Below are 19,061 nucleotides of genomic sequence, written 5' to 3'. Positions count from 1 at the left end.
CTCAAAGCAGGCTGAAACCCAACGGGTATATACTCCCAGGGCTTATATGTATCGCCAGAGTTCACGCTAATTTAACAAAAATACAGCATCACAATGATGAACGCCGTATAATGAAGCGCTTACGAAGAGGCCACAATGGACGCCATGAAATATCACGATTTACGCGACTTCCTGACGCTGCTTGAACAGCAGGGCGAGCTCAAACGCATTTCGCTTGAGGTGGATCCCCACCTGGAAATTACTGAAATTGCCGATCGCACCCTGCGTGCTGGTGGGCCTGCGTTACTGTTTGAGAATCCTAAAGGCTATTCAATGCCGGTGCTGTGTAACCTGTTTGGCACACCGAAGCGTGTTGCGATGGGGATGGGGCAGGAAGATGTCTCGGCACTACGGGAAGTCGGTAAACTGTTGGCGTTTTTGAAAGAGCCGGAGCCACCGAAAGGATTCCGCGATCTGTTTGATAAGCTGCCGCAGTTTAAGCAGGTGCTGAACATGCCGACTAAGCGGTTGCGCGGTGCGCCTTGTCAGCAAAAAATCTACTCCGGTGATGACGTCGATTTAAACCGTATTCCGATTATGACCTGTTGGCCGGAAGATGCCGCACCGCTGATTACCTGGGGGCTAACCGTAACGCGTGGTCCGCATAAAGAGCGGCAGAATCTGGGCATTTATCGCCAGCAGCTGATTGGCAAAAACAAGCTTATTATGCGCTGGCTGTCCCACCGCGGCGGCGCGCTCGATTACCAGGAGTGGTGTGCGGCGCATCCTGGCGAACGCTTCCCGGTTTCGGTGGCGTTGGGGGCAGATCCTGCGACCATTCTGGGGGCCGTGACGCCCGTCCCTGATACATTATCCGAGTACGCATTTGCCGGGCTGTTACGTGGCACCAAAACCGAAGTGGTAAAATGTATTTCCAACGATCTGGAAGTGCCCGCCAGTGCTGAAATCGTGCTGGAAGGGTATATCGAACCGGGTGAGCTGGCCCCGGAAGGACCGTATGGCGATCATACCGGCTACTACAACGAAGTAGATAGCTTTCCGGTCTTTACCGTCACGCACATTACCCAGCGTGAAGAGGCGATTTATCACTCTACTTATACCGGACGTCCGCCTGATGAGCCCGCGGTGCTTGGCGTGGCGCTGAACGAAGTTTTCGTTCCTATTCTGCAAAAGCAGTTCCCGGAAATCGTCGATTTTTACCTGCCTCCGGAAGGCTGTTCATATCGTCTGGCCGTGGTGACGATGAAAAAACAGTACGCTGGTCATGCCAAACGCGTCATGATGGGTGTTTGGTCGTTTTTGCGCCAGTTTATGTACACCAAATTTGTTATTGTCTGCGATGATGATGTCAATGCACGCGACTGGAATGATGTGATTTGGGCAATTACTACCCGTATGGACCCGGCTCGGGATACGGTACTGGTAGAGAATACGCCAATTGATTACCTGGACTTTGCCTCGCCGGTTTCCGGCCTGGGTTCAAAAATGGGGCTGGATGCCACAAATAAATGGCCGGGCGAAACCCAACGCGAATGGGGACGCCCGATTAAAAAAGATCCTGAAGTAACTGCGCGTATTGACGCAATTTGGGATGAACTGGCCATCTTTAATGACGGCAAAAGCGCCTGAGGCGCGATCATTTTGCCTATTGATCCGACAGAGAGAGCGCATGACAACCTTAAGCTGTAAAGTGACCTCGGTAGAAGCTATCACTGATACCGTATATCGCGTTCGTTTAGTGCCAGACGCGGCGTTTTCCTTTCGTGCTGGCCAGTATTTAATGGTCGTGATGGACGAAAGGGATAAGCGTCCGTTCTCCATGGCATCCACGCCGGACGAGCAAGGATTCATTGAGCTGCACGTTGGCGCCTCTGAGCTAAATCTTTATGCCATGGCTGTGATGGACCGCATTCTGAAAGACCGGGAAATCAAGGTCGACATTCCGCATGGCGAAGCCTGGCTGCGTGATGAAGACGAGCGCCCGCTGATCCTGATTGCCGGTGGTACAGGGTTCTCTTACGTGCGTTCCATTCTGCTTACTGCGCTGGCGCGTAATCCAAACCGCGATATCACCATTTACTGGGGTGGGCGTGAAGAGAAGCATCTCTACGATCTCTCCGAACTGGAAGCGTTGTCTGTTAATCACCCGAATCTGCGCGTTGAGCCAGTGGTGGAACAGCCAGAAGACGGCTGGCGTGGTCGTACGGGAACCGTGTTAACGGCGGTATTGCAGGATTACGGTACCCTGGCTGAGCACGATATCTACATTGCCGGTCGTTTTGAAATGGCCAAAATCGCGCGCGATCTGTTCTGTAATGAACGCAGTGCGCGTGAAGATCGCCTGTTTGGCGACGCTTTCGCGTTCATTTAAGCGCTGTGCGCCGGAGCCCTTCCGGCGCATCCATCAATCATCTGTCTTCCAACTAGCAGGGCGCAGGCCCGGCGTCATTGCCTCTCTTTCTCATCATAATTATTTTTTAGTAAACATAATATGTCCGTCACTCAAACATAAATTGAGTTTTTGTGACAGCTCTCCATGTGTTTAGTAAACAAAATAGGCAAGCTAAACCGCATCACATTGTGAGAGGCAAATGAGGAAAAACCATGAGGCTCGGACTGGATATCGGCGGGACTAAAATCGAAGCGGTGGTGATTGATAACGCGGGTGAAATTGTTTACCGCGAACGATGCGCGACACCAAAGCAGCGTTACGGTGATTTTTTCCAGGCCGTGACGGAGATGATAGCCAGGGCTATGCAGGCCATTAATAAGCCTTTATCGGTTGGCGTCGGGGTGCCAGGTGCGGTGGATAGCGAAGGTTTGATTAAGAATTCCAACATTCTGGTGCTGAATCAGCAGGCCTTTGCGCAAGATCTCGAGCGTGCATTAGGAATGCCAGTGCCCGTTACCAATGATGCCAACTGCTTTACCCTGTCAGAAGCGATGGACGGTAGTGGGCGTGGGCATAGCGTGGTATTTGGCGTGATCCTCGGTACCGGATGCGGCGGTGGTCTATGCATCGAGAACCGGTTGATCTCCGGCCCTAACGCCTGTGCCGGAGAGTGGGGGCATAATGCCTTGCCGCGCTACCACGGATCTCGGGACGGGGCTGAAGTGACATGCTATTGCGGACAGTTGAACTGTATTGAGAGCTTTATTTCCGGTAGTGGCCTGGAGCGTCAGTATATGAATCACACCGCGCAACATATGGGGGTGCCACAAATTATGCAACGGGTAGCATCGGGTGATGCAGACGCCTGTTTGTTGTGGGAACGCTATTGCGATCAACTGGCTCGCGCGCTGGCGAGTGTGGTGAATATGCTCGATCCCGATGTTATCGTGCTGGGGGGCGGGGTATCCAATATCGATTTACTGTACTCAGGCTTACAGGCGCGAGTGGCGCAGTACGTGTTTGGTAAACAGTGCCGCACACCGATCGTTCAGGCCCGCCACGGCGACAGCAGCGGCGTACGCGGCGCAGCCTGGCTGGGGGCGCAACAAGCCACAGTAAATCCATGAGACTGAAATGACGAAACCTGTACGTATCAGAGACATTGCCGACGCTTGTGGCGTCTCGGTTGGCGCTGTTTCCCGCGCGCTAAAAGGGCAACCGGGGCTGCGTGAAGAGACCCGGCAGCGCATTATTTCAGTGGCGCAGCAGCAGGGTTATGATTTTTCTCGCCTGCGCGCAGACAAAATCAAACGTGTCCTGTTTTTACTGCATCGCCAGCACAATATCAGCCGGGCTTTACCGTTTTACTCTCAACTGCTGCTGGGGATAGAAGATCTGTGTCGCGAAAAGGGGGTTGCGCTGAGCTTTCTCTCTATAGGTCCAGGCGATGCAGTAAGTGAGCAGGTGATGCTGCACCAGCCTGATGCGCTGATCTGCGCGGGATTTTTTGAACCTGAGTTGCTTGGGCTGCTACAACAGATGAAATTGCCGCTGGTGCTGGTGGATCTCTGGGCGCCAGGACTGCCTTGCGTGAATCCTGACAATACCCTGGGCGGCTATCTGGCCACGCAACATCTGATTGCGCAAGGCCGCAGCCGCATTGCTTTTCTTGCCAGTACGCTCGCGCACTACAGCATCCGTCAGCGTGAAAAGGGCTACCGTCAGGCATTGTATGAAGCCCGTTTGCTAATGCCGCCAGAGTACGATGTTGTTGCGCCGCCGCTGCTGGATACCGAGCAATCTCTGGTGGATGCGGTTAATGAGCTACTCAGACTGCCAGAGCCGCCCGATGCCATTTTTGCCTATAACGACGCGGCAGCGATGGTTGTTCAGCAGGTGTGTGCGCAGCAGGGTATACGTATCCCGGAAGATCTTGCGCTGGTGGGATTTGATGATATCGATGCTGCGTCCTGGTCACATCCGCCGCTGACTACCGTTGCGGTTGATAAAAAACAGCTGGGGCGTGAAGCGCTGCGTTTACTGCTGGAAGAAAATCAGGAAGAGAATCTGCTGCTGCCGGTGCAGTTAGTGGTGCGTGGTAGTTCAGGGAAATAAAAAACCCGCCCCTGACAGGCGGGAAGAACGGCAACTAAACTTTCTCTCTTCGCCATTGGCACCATAACTGTGTTGGCTTCGCTCATTCACCCGAATCACTTACTATACGTAAGCTCATCGGGATTCATTCGCTTGCCGCCTTGTTCTGGCACCAATGGCTTTGAGATAACATTTCGTAGGCCGGGCAAGCGAAGCGCCCCCGGCATGCTTTGATTAAACTCGCTCAAATACCGTTGCGATACCCTGACCTAACCCGATACACATCGTCGCCAGACCAAACTGCACGTCTTTGCGTTCCATCAGGTTGAGCAGGGTGGTGCTGATACGCGCCCCAGAACAACCCAGCGGGTGACCCAAGGCGATCGCCCCGCCGTTGAGGTTGATCTTCTCATCGATCTGCTCCATCAGCCCCAGATCTTTAATACACGGCAGGATCTGAGCGGCAAAGGCTTCGTTCATCTCAAACAAGCCGATGTCGCTGGTGGAGAGTCCCGCTTTTTTCAGCGCCAGCTTTGAGGCCGGAACCGGGCCGTAACCCATGATTGACGGATCGCAACCGACAACAGCCATCGAACGAATACGGGCACGCGGCGTCAGACCCAGTTGACGGGCGCGGCTTTCGCTCATTACCAGCATCGCCGCTGCGCCGTCGGAGAGCGCAGAAGAGGTACCGGCAGTCACCGTTCCGTTCACCGGATCGAACGCCGGGCGCAGGGTGGAGAGCGCTTCAACGGTCGTTTCCGGACGGATAACCTCATCGTAGTTAAACTGCTTCAGCACGCCGTCGGCATCATGACCGCCGGTCGGGATGATTTCGTTTTTAAAAGCGCCAGACTGTGTTGCAGCCCAGGCGCGAGCGTGTGAACGTGCGGCGAAAGCGTCCTGCATTTCACGGCTGATGCCGTGCATGCGGGAGAGCATTTCCGCGGTCAGGCCCATCATCCCGGCGGCTTTCGCCACGTTGCGGCTCATACCCGGGTGGAAATCAACGCCGTGGCTCATTGGCACATGGCCCATATGCTCAACGCCGCCAATCAGGCACGCCTGAGCATCACCAGTCATGATCATGCGTGCCGCATCGTGCAGCGCCTGCATGGACGAACCGCACAGGCGATTGACCGTGACGGCCGGAACGGAGTGCGGAACTTCCGCTAGCAGCGCGGCATTACGGGCGATATTGAAACCCTGCTCCAGCGTTTGTTGCACACAGCCCCAGTAAATGTCATCAAGCGCGGTTGGCTCCAGCGCCGGATTACGCGCCAGCAGGCTACGCATTAAATGTGCAGAGAGATCTTCTGCCCGCACGTTCCGAAACGCGCCCCCTTTCGAACGGCCCATCGGGGTACGGATCGCATCAACAATTACAACCTGTTCCATTGTGACTCCTTAAGCCGTTTTCAGGCTGCCAACCGGGCGGGCTGGCTCAACCTGGGGATAATACGGTTCGTTATGGCGCGCTTTATCACGCAGACCGGCCGGAACTTCATACAGCGGACCAAGGTGCTGATACTGCTGAGCCATATCGAGATACTTCGCGCTGCCGAGCGTATCCAGCCAGCGGAACGCACCGCCGTGGAACGGAGGGAAGCCCAGACCGTATACCAGCGCCATATCGGCTTCTGCCGGGCTGGCGATAATGCCTTCTTCCAGGCAACGCACTACTTCGTTGACCATAGGGATCATCATGCGGGCGATAATCTCTTCATCGCTGAAGTCGCGTTTCGGCTGGCTGACCTCTGCCAGCAGAGCGTCAACGGTGGCATCTTCTTCTTTCTTCGGTTTGCCCTTGTTGTCTTCTTTATAACGCCAGAATCCGAGACCGTTTTTCTGCCCGAAACGGTTAGCATCAAACAGGGCGTCTATCGCATCGCGATAATCTTTCTGCATACGCTGAGGGAAGCCTGCGGACATCACCGCCTGCGCGTGGTGCGCGGTATCAATACCTACCACGTCCAGCAGATAAGCCGGGCCCATCGGCCAACCAAACTGTTTTTCCATCACTTTGTCGACTTTGCGGAAATCCGCCCCGTCGCGCAGTAACTGACTGAAACCGGCAAAATAGGGGAACAGCACGCGGTTAACGAAGAAACCAGGGCAGTCATTAACCACAATCGGCGTTTTGCCCATCTGGCTTGCCCAAGCGACAACCTTAGCGATGGTTTCATCCGAGCTTTTCTCGCCGCGAATGATCTCAACCAGCGGCATACGGTGCACCGGGTTAAAGAAGTGCATCCCACAGAAGTTTTCCGGACGCTTAAGCGCGCTGGCCAGTTCGTTGATTGGGATGGTGGAAGTATTCGAAGCCAGTACGGTGTCCGGGCGAACCTGATCTTCGGTTTCCGCCAGTACCGCTTTTTTCACTTTTGGGTTTTCTACGACCGCTTCAACTACCACGTCCACGCGTTCGAAACCGCTATAGTCGAGGGTGGGGTGAATGGTGGAAATAACGCCCGCCATTTTCAGACCGTCAATTTTGCCGCGCTCAAGCTGTTTGTTCAGTAGCTTGGCCGCTTCGGTCATACCCAGCGTTAATGATTTGTCGTTGATATCTTTCATGACAACCGGCACGCCTTTCCAGGCCGACTGGTAAGCTATGCCGCCGCCCATAATGCCTGCGCCCAGCACAGCAGCTTGCTTTGGCGCTTCAACATTTTTGGTGAGCTTTTTGGCTTTGGCTTTCACGAACTGATCGTTAAGGAAAATTCCAACCAGTGCGCGGGCTTCATTGGTGTGCGCCAGTGGAACAAAGCTTTTATTTTCCAGATTCAGCGCTTCTTCACGACCAAAACGGGCCGCTGCTTCAATGGTTTTTACCGCGGTAATCGGTGCGGGATAATGCTTACCTGCCGTCTGCGCCACCATACCTTTGGCGATGGTAAAGCTCATTGCCGCTTCAATTTTGCTGAGTTTCAACGGCTCCAGCTTCGGCTGACGTTTGGCTTTCCAGTCGAGGTCGCCGTTAATCGCCTGACGTAATACCGCGATCGCGCCATCAAGCAGTTTGTCTTGCTTCACTACGCCATCGACCAGACCGATTTTTAGCGCCTGCTCAGCACCCACATCTTTACCCGCAGCAATAATTTCCAGCGCGCTGTCCGCACCCAGCATACGTGGCATACGCACGGAGCCGCCAAAGCCTGGCATAATGCCCAGCTTGGTTTCTGGCAGGCCGATGCGCAGGTCCGGCGTAGCCAGACGATAATCGGTCGCCAGGACACACTCACAGCCGCCGCCCAGCGCATAGCCGTTAACTGCTGAGAGAGTCGGAACAGGCAGATCTTCCAGGCGATTAAACACGCTGTTGGCAAAATGCAGCCACTGGCTCAGTTGCTCTTCAGGCACGAGGAACAGTGAAAGGAATTCGGTGATGTCGGCACCAACAATAAAGGCTGCTTTGTTAGAACGCAGCAGCAGCCCTTTTAAATTCGGTTGTTTTTCCAGCACGTCAAGCGCATGGCCCAGGCTGGCAACGGTGGCCGTGTCGAGTTTATTGACTGAGCCTGGGGCATCGAACACCAGTTCGGCGATGCCATCTTCCAGCCAGTCGAGGTACAGGGTGTCGCCTTTGTAAAGCATGTCAGTCTCCTGAATCCGCAAGGTGATCTGGTCATACCAGATGAATCGAAGTGTGTGTTTTGTGTTAATAAAATGCAAATGAATGATTAAAGAAATGACGATTTGATCACGCTCGGCAGAAATCACGCACTCGCAAAACGATGTGCTAAGATGCGGACACTTGAGGTCAAAAAAACAGAAGGATAGAAAATGGAATCACTGGCCGCACTCTATAAAAATCATATCGTTACCCTACAAGAACGGACGCGCGACGCGCTGGAGCGCTTCAAGCTGGATGCGTTACTTATTCACTCAGGAGAACTTGTTAACGTCTTTCTCGACGATCATCCCTACCCGTTTAAGGTCAATCCGCAATTCAAAGCCTGGGTGCCTGTAACGCAGGTTCCTAACTGCTGGTTGCTGGTGGATGGCGTGAATAAGCCGAAATTGTGGTTCTACCTGCCGGTCGATTACTGGCACAACGTTGAGCCGCTGCCGACCTCCTTCTGGACGGAAGAAATTGAGATCATCGCGCTGCCAAAAGCTGATGGTATCGGTAGCCAACTGCCTGCTGCTCGCGGCAATATCGGTTACATCGGTCCGGTTCCGGAACGCGCGCTGCAGCTGGACATCGCGGCCAGTAATATCAACCCGAAAGGGGTTATCGACTACCTGCATTATTATCGTGCTTACAAAACAGATTACGAACTGGCCTGTATGCGCGAAGCACAGAAAATGGCGGTGAATGGACACCGTGCCGCGGAAGAAGCGTTCCGTTCCGGGATGAGCGAGTTTGACATCAACCTCGCTTACCTGACTGCTACCGGTCATCGCGACACCGACGTGCCGTACAGCAACATTGTTGCGCTTAACGAGCATGCTTCGGTTCTGCATTACACCAGGCTGGATCATCAGGCTCCGTCTGAAATCCGCAGTTTCCTGCTGGACGCCGGTGCGGAATACAACGGCTATGCAGCAGACCTGACGCGTACGTGGTCGGCGAAAAGCGACAACGACTATGCGCATCTGGTGAAGGATGTGAATGACGAGCAACTGGCGCTGATTGCCACTATGAAAGCGGGCACCAGCTACGTGGATTATCACATTCAGTTCCATCAGCGCATCGCGAAGCTGCTGCGTAAGCATCAAATCATCACCGATATGAGTGAAGAGGCGATGGTGGAAAACGATCTTACCGGGCCGTTTATGCCGCATGGCATTGGTCACCCGCTGGGCCTGCAGGTACACGATGTCGCTGGCTTTATGCAAGATGACAGCGGTACGCATCTGGCCGCACCGTCGAAGTATCCTTACCTGCGTTGCACCCGCGTGCTGCAACCGGGCATGGTCCTGACCATCGAACCGGGCATCTACTTCATTGAATCGCTGTTGGCGCCGTGGCGTGAAGGGCAGTTCAGCAAACACTTCAACTGGCAGAAAATTGAAGCCCTGAAACCGTTCGGCGGTATTCGTATTGAAGATAACGTGGTGGTCCACGAGAACAATATCGAAAACATGACACGGGATTTAAAACTGGCGTAATGGACAGTTGGTTAATCCCTGCGGCGCCGGTAAGCGTCGTTGAAGAGATCAAAAAAAGCCGCTTCATTACGCTGCTCGCCCATACGGACGGCGTAGAAGCGGCGAAAGCGTTTGTTGAGTCAGTCAAAATGGAACACCCGGACGCCCGCCACCATTGTGTGGCGTGGGTGGCGGGCGCGCCCAATGACTCGCAGCAGTTGGGATTTTCAGACGATGGCGAACCGGCTGGTACGGCAGGCAAACCGATGCTCGCGCAGCTGATGGGGAGTGGCATCGGTGAGATTACCGCGGTGGTGGTGCGCTACTACGGCGGTATCCTTCTGGGTACGGGTGGGCTAGTGAAAGCCTACGGTGGCGGCGTGAATCAGGCGTTGCGTCAGTTAACGACGCAGCGCAAGACGCCATTAACCGAATATACTTTGCAGTGTGAGTACGGTCAGCTGGCAGGCATTGAAGCTTTGCTGGGGCAGTTTGACGGTAAAGTTGTTGCCAGTGATTACCAGGCTTTTGTTCGGCTCAGGGTGGCGCTTCCTTATGCCAAAGTGGATGAATTTTCGGCAAAACTGGCGGATTTTAGTCGTGGTTCATTGCAATTGTTAGCGATTGAAGAATAATCCCCACCTCATTTTAAAGAACTAAGGAAGCGGCAGAGATGCATTTTCGCGCCATCACCCGAATCGTTGGACTACTGGTCATCTTATTCTCGGGGACAATGATTATCCCCGGACTGGTAGCGCTCATCTACCGCGATGGGGCAGGGCGTGCGTTTACTCAAACTTTCTTCGTTGCTCTGGCGATCGGCTCCATGCTGTGGTGGCCAAACCGTAAAGAGAAGGGCGAGCTGAAATCGCGCGAAGGGTTTCTGATTGTCGTTTTGTTCTGGACCGTGCTGGGTAGCGTGGGTGCGCTACCGTTCATCTTTGCGGAAAGCCCTAACCTCACGATAACCGACGCTTTTTTTGAATCCTTCTCCGGATTAACCACCACGGGGGCGACAACGCTGGTGGGGCTGGATTCATTGCCACACGCTATCCTCTTTTATCGACAGATGCTGCAATGGTTCGGCGGGATGGGGATCATCGTGCTGGCGGTGGCTATTCTGCCTATTCTTGGCGTCGGTGGGATGCAGCTCTACCGGGCAGAAATGCCGGGCCCGCTGAAAGATAACAAAATGCGTCCGCGTATTGCCGAAACGGCGAAAACGCTGTGGCTTATCTATGTATTACTGACGGTGGCGTGTGCGCTGGCGCTATGGTTTGCCGGGATGCCCGCGTTTGACGCTATTGGGCACAGCTTTGCTACGATAGCCATCGGCGGCTTTTCCACACACGATGCCAGCGTGGGGTATTTCGACAGTCCCACGATTAACACCATTATTGCTATCTTCTTGCTGATCTCCGGTTGTAACTATGGTCTGCACTTCTCTTTACTCAGCGGTCGCAGCCTGAAGGTCTACTGGCGCGATCCAGAATTCCGCATGTTCATTGGGGTGCAGCTGACGCTGGTGGCTGTCTGTACGCTGGTGCTGTGGATACACAATACCTACGGTTCGGCACTCACGACCATCAACCAGGCTTTTTTTCAGGTGGTATCGATGGCGACGACCGCCGGATTTACTACGGACAGTATTGCCCGCTGGCCGCTGTTCCTGCCGGTGCTGTTGCTATGTTCTGCTTTTATTGGCGGCTGTGCCGGGTCGACGGGCGGTGGCTTGAAGGTGATTCGAATCCTGTTGCTGTTTAAGCAGGGTAACCGCGAATTGAAACGACTGGTCCACCCGAATGCGGTTTACAGTATCAAGCTGGGTAACCGTGCTTTGCCGGAGCGAATCCTTGAAGCTGTGTGGGGATTCTTCTCTGCCTATGCGCTGGTCTTTATTATCAGTATGCTGGCGATTATTGCGACCGGTGTTGATGACTTCTCCGCGTTTGCCTCTGTTGTGGCGACGCTGAATAACCTGGGGCCAGGGCTGGGGGTTGTCGCCGACAACTTTGCCAGTATGAACCCCGTGGCGAAGTGGATCCTGATTGCCAATATGCTGTTTGGTCGTCTGGAGGTCTTTACCCTGCTGGTACTCTTTACCCCTACTTTCTGGCGTGAATAATGGAGTAACACGTGAAAACACTGATTCTTTTTTCTTCCCGGGACGGACAAACGCGTGAAATCGCCGAGTATCTGGCTTCTGAACTCAAAGAGCTGGGCGTTTGGGCGGATGTCGTTAATTTGCATCGTACCGCGGAGCCTGACTGGCAACATTATGACAGCGTGGTGATTGGCGCCTCGATTCGCTATGGTCATTACCATGCAGCTTTTCAGGAGTTTGTGAAAAAGCATGCCACGCGGCTGAACGCGATGCCGAGTGCCTTCTACTCCGTAAACCTGGTTGCCCGTAAACCGGAGAAACGCACGCCGCAAACTAACAGCTATGCGCGTAAGTTCCTGATGAGTTCGCCGTGGCGGCCTGATCGCAGTGCGGTTATTGCTGGCGCTTTGCTGTATCCCCGCTATCGCTGGTATGACCGCGTTATGATCCAACTGATAATGAAGATGTCAGGCGGTGAAACTGATACCAATAAAGAAGTGGTGTATACCGATTGGGAACAGGTCGCGGATTTTGCGCGGGAAATCGCCCAATTAACCCACAAAACGTTGTCAAAATAAGCACAAAGAATAAAAAATACGCACTCGGAAGATTATTTTAAATTTCCCCTTGTCAGCCTGAAATAACTCCCTATAATGCGCCTCCACTGACACGGAACAACGGATTACAAGCTGCCGGGTCAGCGGAGAAAAGCGAAAATAAACGCTTGACTCTGCAGCGGGATGGCGTAATATGCACACCCCGCGCCGCTGAGAAAAAGCGAAGCGGCACTGCTCTTTAACAATTTATCAGACAATCTGTGTGGGCACTCGAAGATACGGATTCTTAACGTCGCAAGACGAAAAATGAATACCAAGTCTCTGAGTGAACACGTAATTCATTACGAAGTTTAATTCACGAGCATCAAACTTAAATTGAAGAGTTTGATCATGGCTCAGATTGAACGCTGGCGGCAGGCCTAACACATGCAAGTCGAACGGTAGCACAGAGGAGCTTGCTCCTTGGGTGACGAGTGGCGGACGGGTGAGTAATGTCTGGGAAACTGCCCGATGGAGGGGGATAACTACTGGAAACGGTAGCTAATACCGCATAACGTCGCAAGACCAAAGAGGGGGACCTTCGGGCCTCTTGCCATCGGATGTGCCCAGATGGGATTAGCTAGTAGGTGGGGTAACGGCTCACCTAGGCGACGATCCCTAGCTGGTCTGAGAGGATGACCAGCCACACTGGAACTGAGACACGGTCCAGACTCCTACGGGAGGCAGCAGTGGGGAATATTGCACAATGGGCGCAAGCCTGATGCAGCCATGCCGCGTGTATGAAGAAGGCCTTCGGGTTGTAAAGTACTTTCAGCGAGGAGGAAGGCATTGTGGTTAATAACCGCAGTGATTGACGTTACTCGCAGAAGAAGCACCGGCTAACTCCGTGCCAGCAGCCGCGGTAATACGGAGGGTGCAAGCGTTAATCGGAATTACTGGGCGTAAAGCGCACGCAGGCGGTCTGTCAAGTCGGATGTGAAATCCCCGGGCTCAACCTGGGAACTGCATCCGAAACTGGCAGGCTAGAGTCTTGTAGAGGGGGGTAGAATTCCAGGTGTAGCGGTGAAATGCGTAGAGATCTGGAGGAATACCGGTGGCGAAGGCGGCCCCCTGGACAAAGACTGACGCTCAGGTGCGAAAGCGTGGGGAGCAAACAGGATTAGATACCCTGGTAGTCCACGCCGTAAACGATGTCGACTTGGAGGTTGTGCCCTTGAGGCGTGGCTTCCGGAGCTAACGCGTTAAGTCGACCGCCTGGGGAGTACGGCCGCAAGGTTAAAACTCAAATGAATTGACGGGGGCCCGCACAAGCGGTGGAGCATGTGGTTTAATTCGATGCAACGCGAAGAACCTTACCTACTCTTGACATCCAGAGAACTTAGCAGAGATGCTTTGGTGCCTTCGGGAACTCTGAGACAGGTGCTGCATGGCTGTCGTCAGCTCGTGTTGTGAAATGTTGGGTTAAGTCCCGCAACGAGCGCAACCCTTATCCTTTGTTGCCAGCGGTCCGGCCGGGAACTCAAAGGAGACTGCCAGTGATAAACTGGAGGAAGGTGGGGATGACGTCAAGTCATCATGGCCCTTACGAGTAGGGCTACACACGTGCTACAATGGCATATACAAAGAGAAGCGACCTCGCGAGAGCAAGCGGACCTCATAAAGTATGTCGTAGTCCGGATTGGAGTCTGCAACTCGACTCCATGAAGTCGGAATCGCTAGTAATCGTGGATCAGAATGCCACGGTGAATACGTTCCCGGGCCTTGTACACACCGCCCGTCACACCATGGGAGTGGGTTGCAAAAGAAGTAGGTAGCTTAACCTTCGGGAGGGCGCTTACCACTTTGTGATTCATGACTGGGGTGAAGTCGTAACAAGGTAACCGTAGGGGAACCTGCGGTTGGATCACCTCCTTACCTTAAAGAAACGTTCTTTGTAGTGCTCACACAGATTGTCTGATGAAAATTAGCAGTAAGAAAATCTCTGCAGGCTTGTAGCTCAGGTGGTTAGAGCGCACCCCTGATAAGGGTGAGGTCGGTGGTTCAAGTCCACTCAGGCCTACCAAATTTCTGCTGATGCTGCGTTGCGGCGACGCTCACATACTTCAGTATGCTTCGCGTCACCACGCCTTGCCTCAACAGAAATTAAGGTTAAACGAGATTTAACTACGATGGGGCTATAGCTCAGCTGGGAGAGCGCCTGCCTTGCACGCAGGAGGTCTGCGGTTCGATCCCGCATAGCTCCACCATTCCTTACTGCAAAAACACAAGAAAACTTCAGAGTGTACCTGAAAAGGTTCACTGCGAAGTTTTGCTCTTTAAAAATCTGGATCAAGCTGAAAATTGAAACGACACACTGTTTCATTTCTCCGTAAACAAGAAATGAAAAGCGGTGTGTTCGAGTCTCTCAAATTTTCGCAACACTGAAGTGTTTTACGAAACATCTTCGGGTTGTGAGGTTAAGCGACTAAGCGTACACGGTGGATGCCCTGGCAGTCAGAGGCGATGAAGGACGTGCTAATCTGCGATAAGCGTCGGTAAGGTGATATGAACCGTTATAACCGGCGATTTCCGAATGGGGAAACCCAGTGTGATTCGTCACACTATCATTACGTGAATACATAGCGTAATGAAGCGAACCGGGGGAACTGAAACATCTAAGTACCCCGAGGAAAAGAAATCAACCGAGATTCCCCCAGTAGCGGCGAGCGAACGGGGAGCAGCCCAGAGTCTGAATCAGCATGTGTGGTAGTGGAACGGTCTGGAAAGTCCGACGGTACAGGGTGATAGTCCCGTACACAAAAGTGCATGTGTTGTGAACTCGAAGAGTAGGGCGGGACACGTGGTATCCTGTCTGAATATGGGGGGACCATCCTCCAAGGCTAAATACTCCTGACTGACCGATAGTGAACCAGTACCGTGAGGGAAAGGCGAAAAGAACCCCGGCGAGGGGAGTGAAAAAGAACCTGAAACCGTGTACGTACAAGCAGTGGGAGCCTCTTTATGGGGTGACTGCGTACCTTTTGTATAATGGGTCAGCGACTTATATTCTGTAGCAAGGTTAACCGAATAGGGGAGCCGAAGGGAAACCGAGTCTTAACTGGGCGTTAAGTTGCAGGGTATAGACCCGAAACCCGGTGATCTAGCCATGGGCAGGTTGAAGGTTGGGTAACACTAACTGGAGGACCGAACCGACTAATGTTGAAAAATTAGCGGATGACTTGTGGCTGGGGGTGAAAGGCCAATCAAACCGGGAGATAGCTGGTTCTCCCCGAAAGCTATTTAGGTAGCGCCTCGTGAACTCATCTTCGGGGGTAGAGCACTGTTTCGGCTAGGGGGTCATCCCGACTTACCAACCCGATGCAAACTGCGAATACCGAAGAATGTTATCACGGGAGACACACGGCGGGTGCTAACGTCCGTCGTGAAGAGGGAAACAACCCAGACCGCCAGCTAAGGTCCCAAAGTCATGGTTAAGTGGGAAACGATGTGGGAAGGCACAGACAGCCAGGATGTTGGCTTAGAAGCAGCCATCATTTAAAGAAAGCGTAATAGCTCACTGGTCGAGTCGGCCTGCGCGGAAGATGTAACGGGGCTAAACCATGCACCGAAGCTGCGGCAGCGACACTATGTGTTGTTGGGTAGGGGAGCGTTCTGTAAGCCGTTGAAGGTGTGCTGTGAGGCATGCTGGAGGTATCAGAAGTGCGAATGCTGACATAAGTAACGATAATGCGGGTGAAAAACCCGCACGCCGGAAGACCAAGGGTTCCTGTCCAACGTTAATCGGGGCAGGGTGAGTCGACCCCTAAGGCGAGGCCGAAAGGCGTAGTCGATGGGAAACAGGTTAATATTCCTGTACTTGGTGTTACTGCGAAGGGGGGACGGAGAAGGCTATGTTAGCCGGGCGACGGTTGTCCCGGTTTAAGCATGTAGGCGGAGATTCCAGGTAAATCCGGAGTCTTGTTAACGCTGAGGTGTGATGACGAGGCACTACGGTGCTGAAGTAACAAATGCCCTGCTTCCAGGAAAAGCCTCTAAGCATCAGGTAACACAAAATCGTACCCCAAACCGACACAGGTGGTCAGGTAGAGAATACCAAGGCGCTTGAGAGAACTCGGGTGAAGGAACTAGGCAAAATGGTGCCGTAACTTCGGGAGAAGGCACGCTGATATGTAGGTGAAGTGATTTACTCATGGAGCTGAAATCAGTCGAAGATACCAGCTGGCTGCAACTGTTTATTAAAAACACAGCACTGTGCAAACACGAAAGTGGACGTATACGGTGTGACGCCTGCCCGGTGCCGGAAGGTTAATTGATGGGGTTATCCGTAAGGAGAAGCTCTTGATCGAAGCCCCGGTAAACGGCGGCCGTAACTATAACGGTCCTAAGGTAGCGAAATTCCTTGTCGGGTAAGTTCCGACCTGCACGAATGGCGTAATGATGGCCAGGCTGTCTCCACCCGAGACTCAGTGAAATTGAACTCGCTGTGAAGATGCAGTGTACCCGCGGCAAGACGGAAAGACCCCGTGAACCTTTACTATAGCTTGACACTGAACACTGGTCCTTGATGTGTAGGATAGGTGGGAGGCTTTGAAGTGTGGACGCCAGTCTGCATGGAGCCAACCTTGAAATACCACCCTTTAATGGCTGGTGTTCTAACGTAGACCCGTAATCCGGGTTGCGGACAGTGTCTGGTGGGTAGTTTGACTGGGGCGGTCTCCTCCTAAAGAGTAACGGAGGAGCACGAAGGTTAGCTAATCCTGGTCGGACATCAGGAGGTTAGTGCAAAGGCATAAGCTAGCTTGACTGCGAGAGTGACGGCTCGAGCAGGTGCGAAAGCAGGTCTTAGTGATCCGGTGGTTCTGAATGGAAGGGCCATCGCTCAACGGATAAAAGGTACTCCGGGGATAACAGGCTGATACCGCCCAAGAGTTCATATCGACGGCGGTGTTTGGCACCTCGATGTCGGCTCATCACATCCTGGGGCTGAAGTAGGTCCCAAGGGTATGGCTGTTCGCCATTTAAAGTGGTACGCGAGCTGGGTTTAGAACGTCGTGAGACAGTTCGGTCCCTATCTGCCGTGGGCGCTGGAGAATTGAGGGGGGCTGCTCCTAGTACGAGAGGACCGGAGTGGACGCATCACTGGTGTTCGGGTTGTCATGCCAATGGCATTGCCCGGTAGCTAAATGCGGAAGAGATAAGTGCTGAAAGCATCTAAGCACGAAACTTGCCCCGAGATGAGTTCTCCCTGACCCTTTAAGGGTCCTGAAGGAACGTTGAAGACGACGACGTTGATAGGTCGGGTGTGTAAGCGTAGCGATACGTTGAGCTAACCGATACTAATGAACCGTGAGGCTTAACCTTACAACGCCGAAGATGTTTTGGCGAAAGAGACATCGAAATTCAGCTTGATTACAGATTACATCGACAGGCCCGAGAGGTGTGTTGATAAACAGAATTTGCCTGGCGGCTGTAGCGCGGTGGTCCCACCTGACCCCATGCCGAACTCAGAAGTGAAACGCCGTAGCGCCGATGGTAGTGTGGGGTCTCCCCATGCGAGAGTAGGGAACTGCCAGGCATCAAACAAGTGAAGAAGCCCATCCTGCCGGATGGGCTTTTTTGCGTCTGCAGGGAGTGAGAACTGCCGGAGGTGACCTCCCGCCTTATCCGGCCTACAAAGGCGTATCACGACACAGCAGCTATCTACTTATCCATTGCGTAACAAAATCGGCAACTTGCTGTATATCGTTGATATCTAACAATGGAACATCCACCGCAAGCGGAATATCACTGGCAACCGCGATAACATAGTTGTCTATCGCCAGGTCCTCTGGACTGTGCCCGCAACCGTCGCGAAAAAGAACGATCTTAGCAACAGGTTCATGCTTAAAGCCCTCAACCAACACCATATCCAGTGTAGAACCATCCATCCTGCTTACCAGGTACGCTAAATCCAGTTCAGGCTCTTCCGGGGTTTCTACCATTAATGCCCAACGCTGCTGGCTGGCGACCAGGGTTTGCGCTGCACCGGCTTTGCGTAGCTCATAGCTATCTTTGCCGAGCTTATCAACATCCATATTGTGATGAGTATGCTTAATCAATCCGGGACGAATGCCTCTGGCACGTAGCTCCGGGATCAATTTTTTAAGCAGCGTAGTTTTTCCCGTTCCACTCCATGCTGCTATAGCGAGTAATGGGATCATGATTTGTCCTGCCATTTTGCAAGTTCTTCAGGGGTGTTCACGTTCACGAACGCATCTTTATGATCGCTGAAATCGACAGCATGACCGCCAGCCTGGCGCATAAAGACCATGACGCGTCTTTCACCGGACTGAAGATAATCCTGTAGCAAGGGTTGCATGGTGCGGTGCATTAGCGCAATGGTCGGATGATCTCTTTCCCCATCATGCACCCAGACAACCGGTGCAGCTTTGCGCTGTTCCTTCAAACGTTTGACCAGATCGTGAGGAATATAGGGCATATCGCACGGGCAGAACAGAAACCACTCCCCCGCTTGCTGCAGGAATACCGATAGCATCCCGGCCAGTGGGCCAGGGAAATCGGCCAATGAATCAGGGATAACTTTCAGGCCGCTTTGTTGGTAAATATCCCGGTGGCGATTGGCATTAACCACCACGGTTTCGACCTGTAAAGCGAGGGTATCGGCTACGTGCCGCCAAAGAGGTTTACCGTCCAGCTCAAGCAGACCTTTATCGGTTCCGCCCATCCGTCTGGCCTTACCGCCTGCCAGCACAACCCCTGTTATTGCACTATCCAGAATCACTGATATCGCCTCTTTTAATGTGGGATTGACCCTGCT

General features: G+C 53.2%; 12 protein-coding genes, 2 tRNA genes and 3 rRNA genes. 13 read left to right on the top strand and 4 right to left on the bottom strand.

Features of this window, described 5'->3' with window-relative positions; genetic code table 11:
- The first annotated feature begins 135 nt into the window (after positions 1-135).
- The 4 genes from ubiD to HVZ52_RS22285 all read left to right on the top strand — a co-directional run bounded on the left by ubiD (position 136) and on the right by HVZ52_RS22285 (position 4,507).
- Entirely contained in the window at positions 136-1,629 is a 1,494-nt protein-coding gene (gene ubiD, locus HVZ52_RS22300) for a 4-hydroxy-3-polyprenylbenzoate decarboxylase (protein WP_016155145.1), read from the top strand.
- A gap of 40 nt (positions 1,630-1,669) precedes the next feature.
- Positions 1,670-2,371 (top strand): NAD(P)H-flavin reductase, encoded by a 702-nt coding sequence (gene fre / locus HVZ52_RS22295; protein WP_003828903.1) that lies wholly within the window; start codon positions 1,670-1,672, stop codon positions 2,369-2,371.
- A 233-nt stretch (positions 2,372-2,604) separates the two neighbouring features.
- The gene (locus HVZ52_RS22290) at positions 2,605-3,519 is read left to right on the top strand and encodes an ROK family protein (protein ID WP_049269825.1); all 915 of its coding nucleotides are present in this window, start codon (positions 2,605-2,607) and stop codon (positions 3,517-3,519) included.
- A 7-nt stretch (positions 3,520-3,526) separates the two neighbouring features.
- Entirely contained in the window at positions 3,527-4,507 is a 981-nt protein-coding gene (locus HVZ52_RS22285; RefSeq protein ID WP_049281628.1) for a LacI family DNA-binding transcriptional regulator, read from the top strand.
- Positions 4,508-4,720: 213 nt separating this feature from the next.
- On the opposite strand, the gene fadA is transcribed toward HVZ52_RS22285, so the two are convergent.
- Both fadA and fadB read right to left on the bottom strand, forming a co-directional pair.
- Positions 4,721-5,884, bottom strand: a complete 1,164-nt coding sequence (gene fadA, locus HVZ52_RS22280; protein ID WP_016155148.1) for an acetyl-CoA C-acyltransferase FadA — start codon at positions 5,882-5,884, stop codon at positions 4,721-4,723.
- Between the two features lie 9 nt (positions 5,885-5,893).
- Positions 5,894-8,083, bottom strand: a complete 2,190-nt coding sequence (gene fadB, locus HVZ52_RS22275; RefSeq protein WP_131347287.1) for a fatty acid oxidation complex subunit alpha FadB — start codon at positions 8,081-8,083, stop codon at positions 5,894-5,896.
- Positions 8,084-8,272: 189 nt separating this feature from the next.
- On the opposite strand from fadB, the gene pepQ reads away from it, so the two are divergent.
- The 9 genes from pepQ (at position 8,273) to rrf (ending at position 17,819) form a co-directional block, all read left to right on the top strand.
- Positions 8,273-9,604, top strand: a complete 1,332-nt coding sequence (gene pepQ, locus HVZ52_RS22270) for a Xaa-Pro dipeptidase (protein WP_016155150.1) — start codon at positions 8,273-8,275, stop codon at positions 9,602-9,604.
- On the top strand, positions 9,604-10,218 hold the full coding sequence (locus tag HVZ52_RS22265) for an IMPACT family protein (RefSeq protein WP_047499555.1): 615 nt from the start codon (positions 9,604-9,606) through the stop codon (positions 10,216-10,218). Before pepQ ends, HVZ52_RS22265 begins: the two co-directional genes overlap by 1 nt.
- A 38-nt stretch (positions 10,219-10,256) precedes the next feature.
- Positions 10,257-11,708, top strand: a complete 1,452-nt coding sequence (gene trkH, locus HVZ52_RS22260; RefSeq protein ID WP_003017848.1) for a Trk system potassium transporter TrkH — start codon at positions 10,257-10,259, stop codon at positions 11,706-11,708.
- A gap of 11 nt (positions 11,709-11,719) precedes the next feature.
- The gene (gene hemG, locus HVZ52_RS22255; protein ID WP_016157860.1) at positions 11,720-12,265 is read left to right on the top strand and encodes a menaquinone-dependent protoporphyrinogen IX dehydrogenase; all 546 of its coding nucleotides are present in this window, start codon (positions 11,720-11,722) and stop codon (positions 12,263-12,265) included.
- Between the two features lie 351 nt (positions 12,266-12,616).
- Positions 12,617-14,158: ribosomal RNA gene (locus tag HVZ52_RS22250) — 16S ribosomal RNA — on the top strand.
- Between the two features lie 71 nt (positions 14,159-14,229).
- Positions 14,230-14,306: transfer RNA gene (locus tag HVZ52_RS22245), tRNA-Ile, on the top strand.
- Between the two features lie 108 nt (positions 14,307-14,414).
- A tRNA-Ala gene (locus tag HVZ52_RS22240) sits at positions 14,415-14,490 on the top strand.
- Between the two features lie 208 nt (positions 14,491-14,698).
- A 23S ribosomal RNA gene (locus HVZ52_RS22235) occupies positions 14,699-17,605 on the top strand.
- Between the two features lie 98 nt (positions 17,606-17,703).
- A 5S ribosomal RNA gene (gene rrf, locus HVZ52_RS22230) occupies positions 17,704-17,819 on the top strand.
- The 16S, 23S and 5S rRNA genes sit together here with 2 tRNA genes alongside, the layout of an rRNA operon.
- A gap of 121 nt (positions 17,820-17,940) precedes the next feature.
- On the opposite strand, the gene mobB is transcribed toward rrf, so the two are convergent.
- Together mobB and mobA are read right to left on the bottom strand one after the other, a co-directional pair.
- On the bottom strand, positions 17,941-18,459 hold the full coding sequence (gene mobB, locus HVZ52_RS22225) for a molybdopterin-guanine dinucleotide biosynthesis protein MobB (protein ID WP_181598708.1): 519 nt from the start codon (positions 18,457-18,459) through the stop codon (positions 17,941-17,943).
- Positions 18,441-19,025 carry a molybdenum cofactor guanylyltransferase MobA gene (gene mobA / locus HVZ52_RS22220; protein WP_016157861.1) on the bottom strand — a complete coding sequence of 195 codons (585 nt, stop codon included), beginning with the start codon at positions 19,023-19,025 and terminating at the stop codon, positions 18,441-18,443. Before mobA ends, mobB begins: the two co-directional genes overlap by 19 nt.
- Positions 19,026-19,061 lie beyond the last annotated feature (36 nt).

Source organism: Citrobacter sp. RHB36-C18, assembly GCF_013814485.1.
GTDB classification, from domain to species: Bacteria; Pseudomonadota; Gammaproteobacteria; order Enterobacterales; family Enterobacteriaceae; genus Citrobacter; species Citrobacter braakii.
The sequence above is the reverse complement of the archived record's forward strand: the minus strand, read 5'-3'. Positions and strand labels throughout refer to the sequence as shown.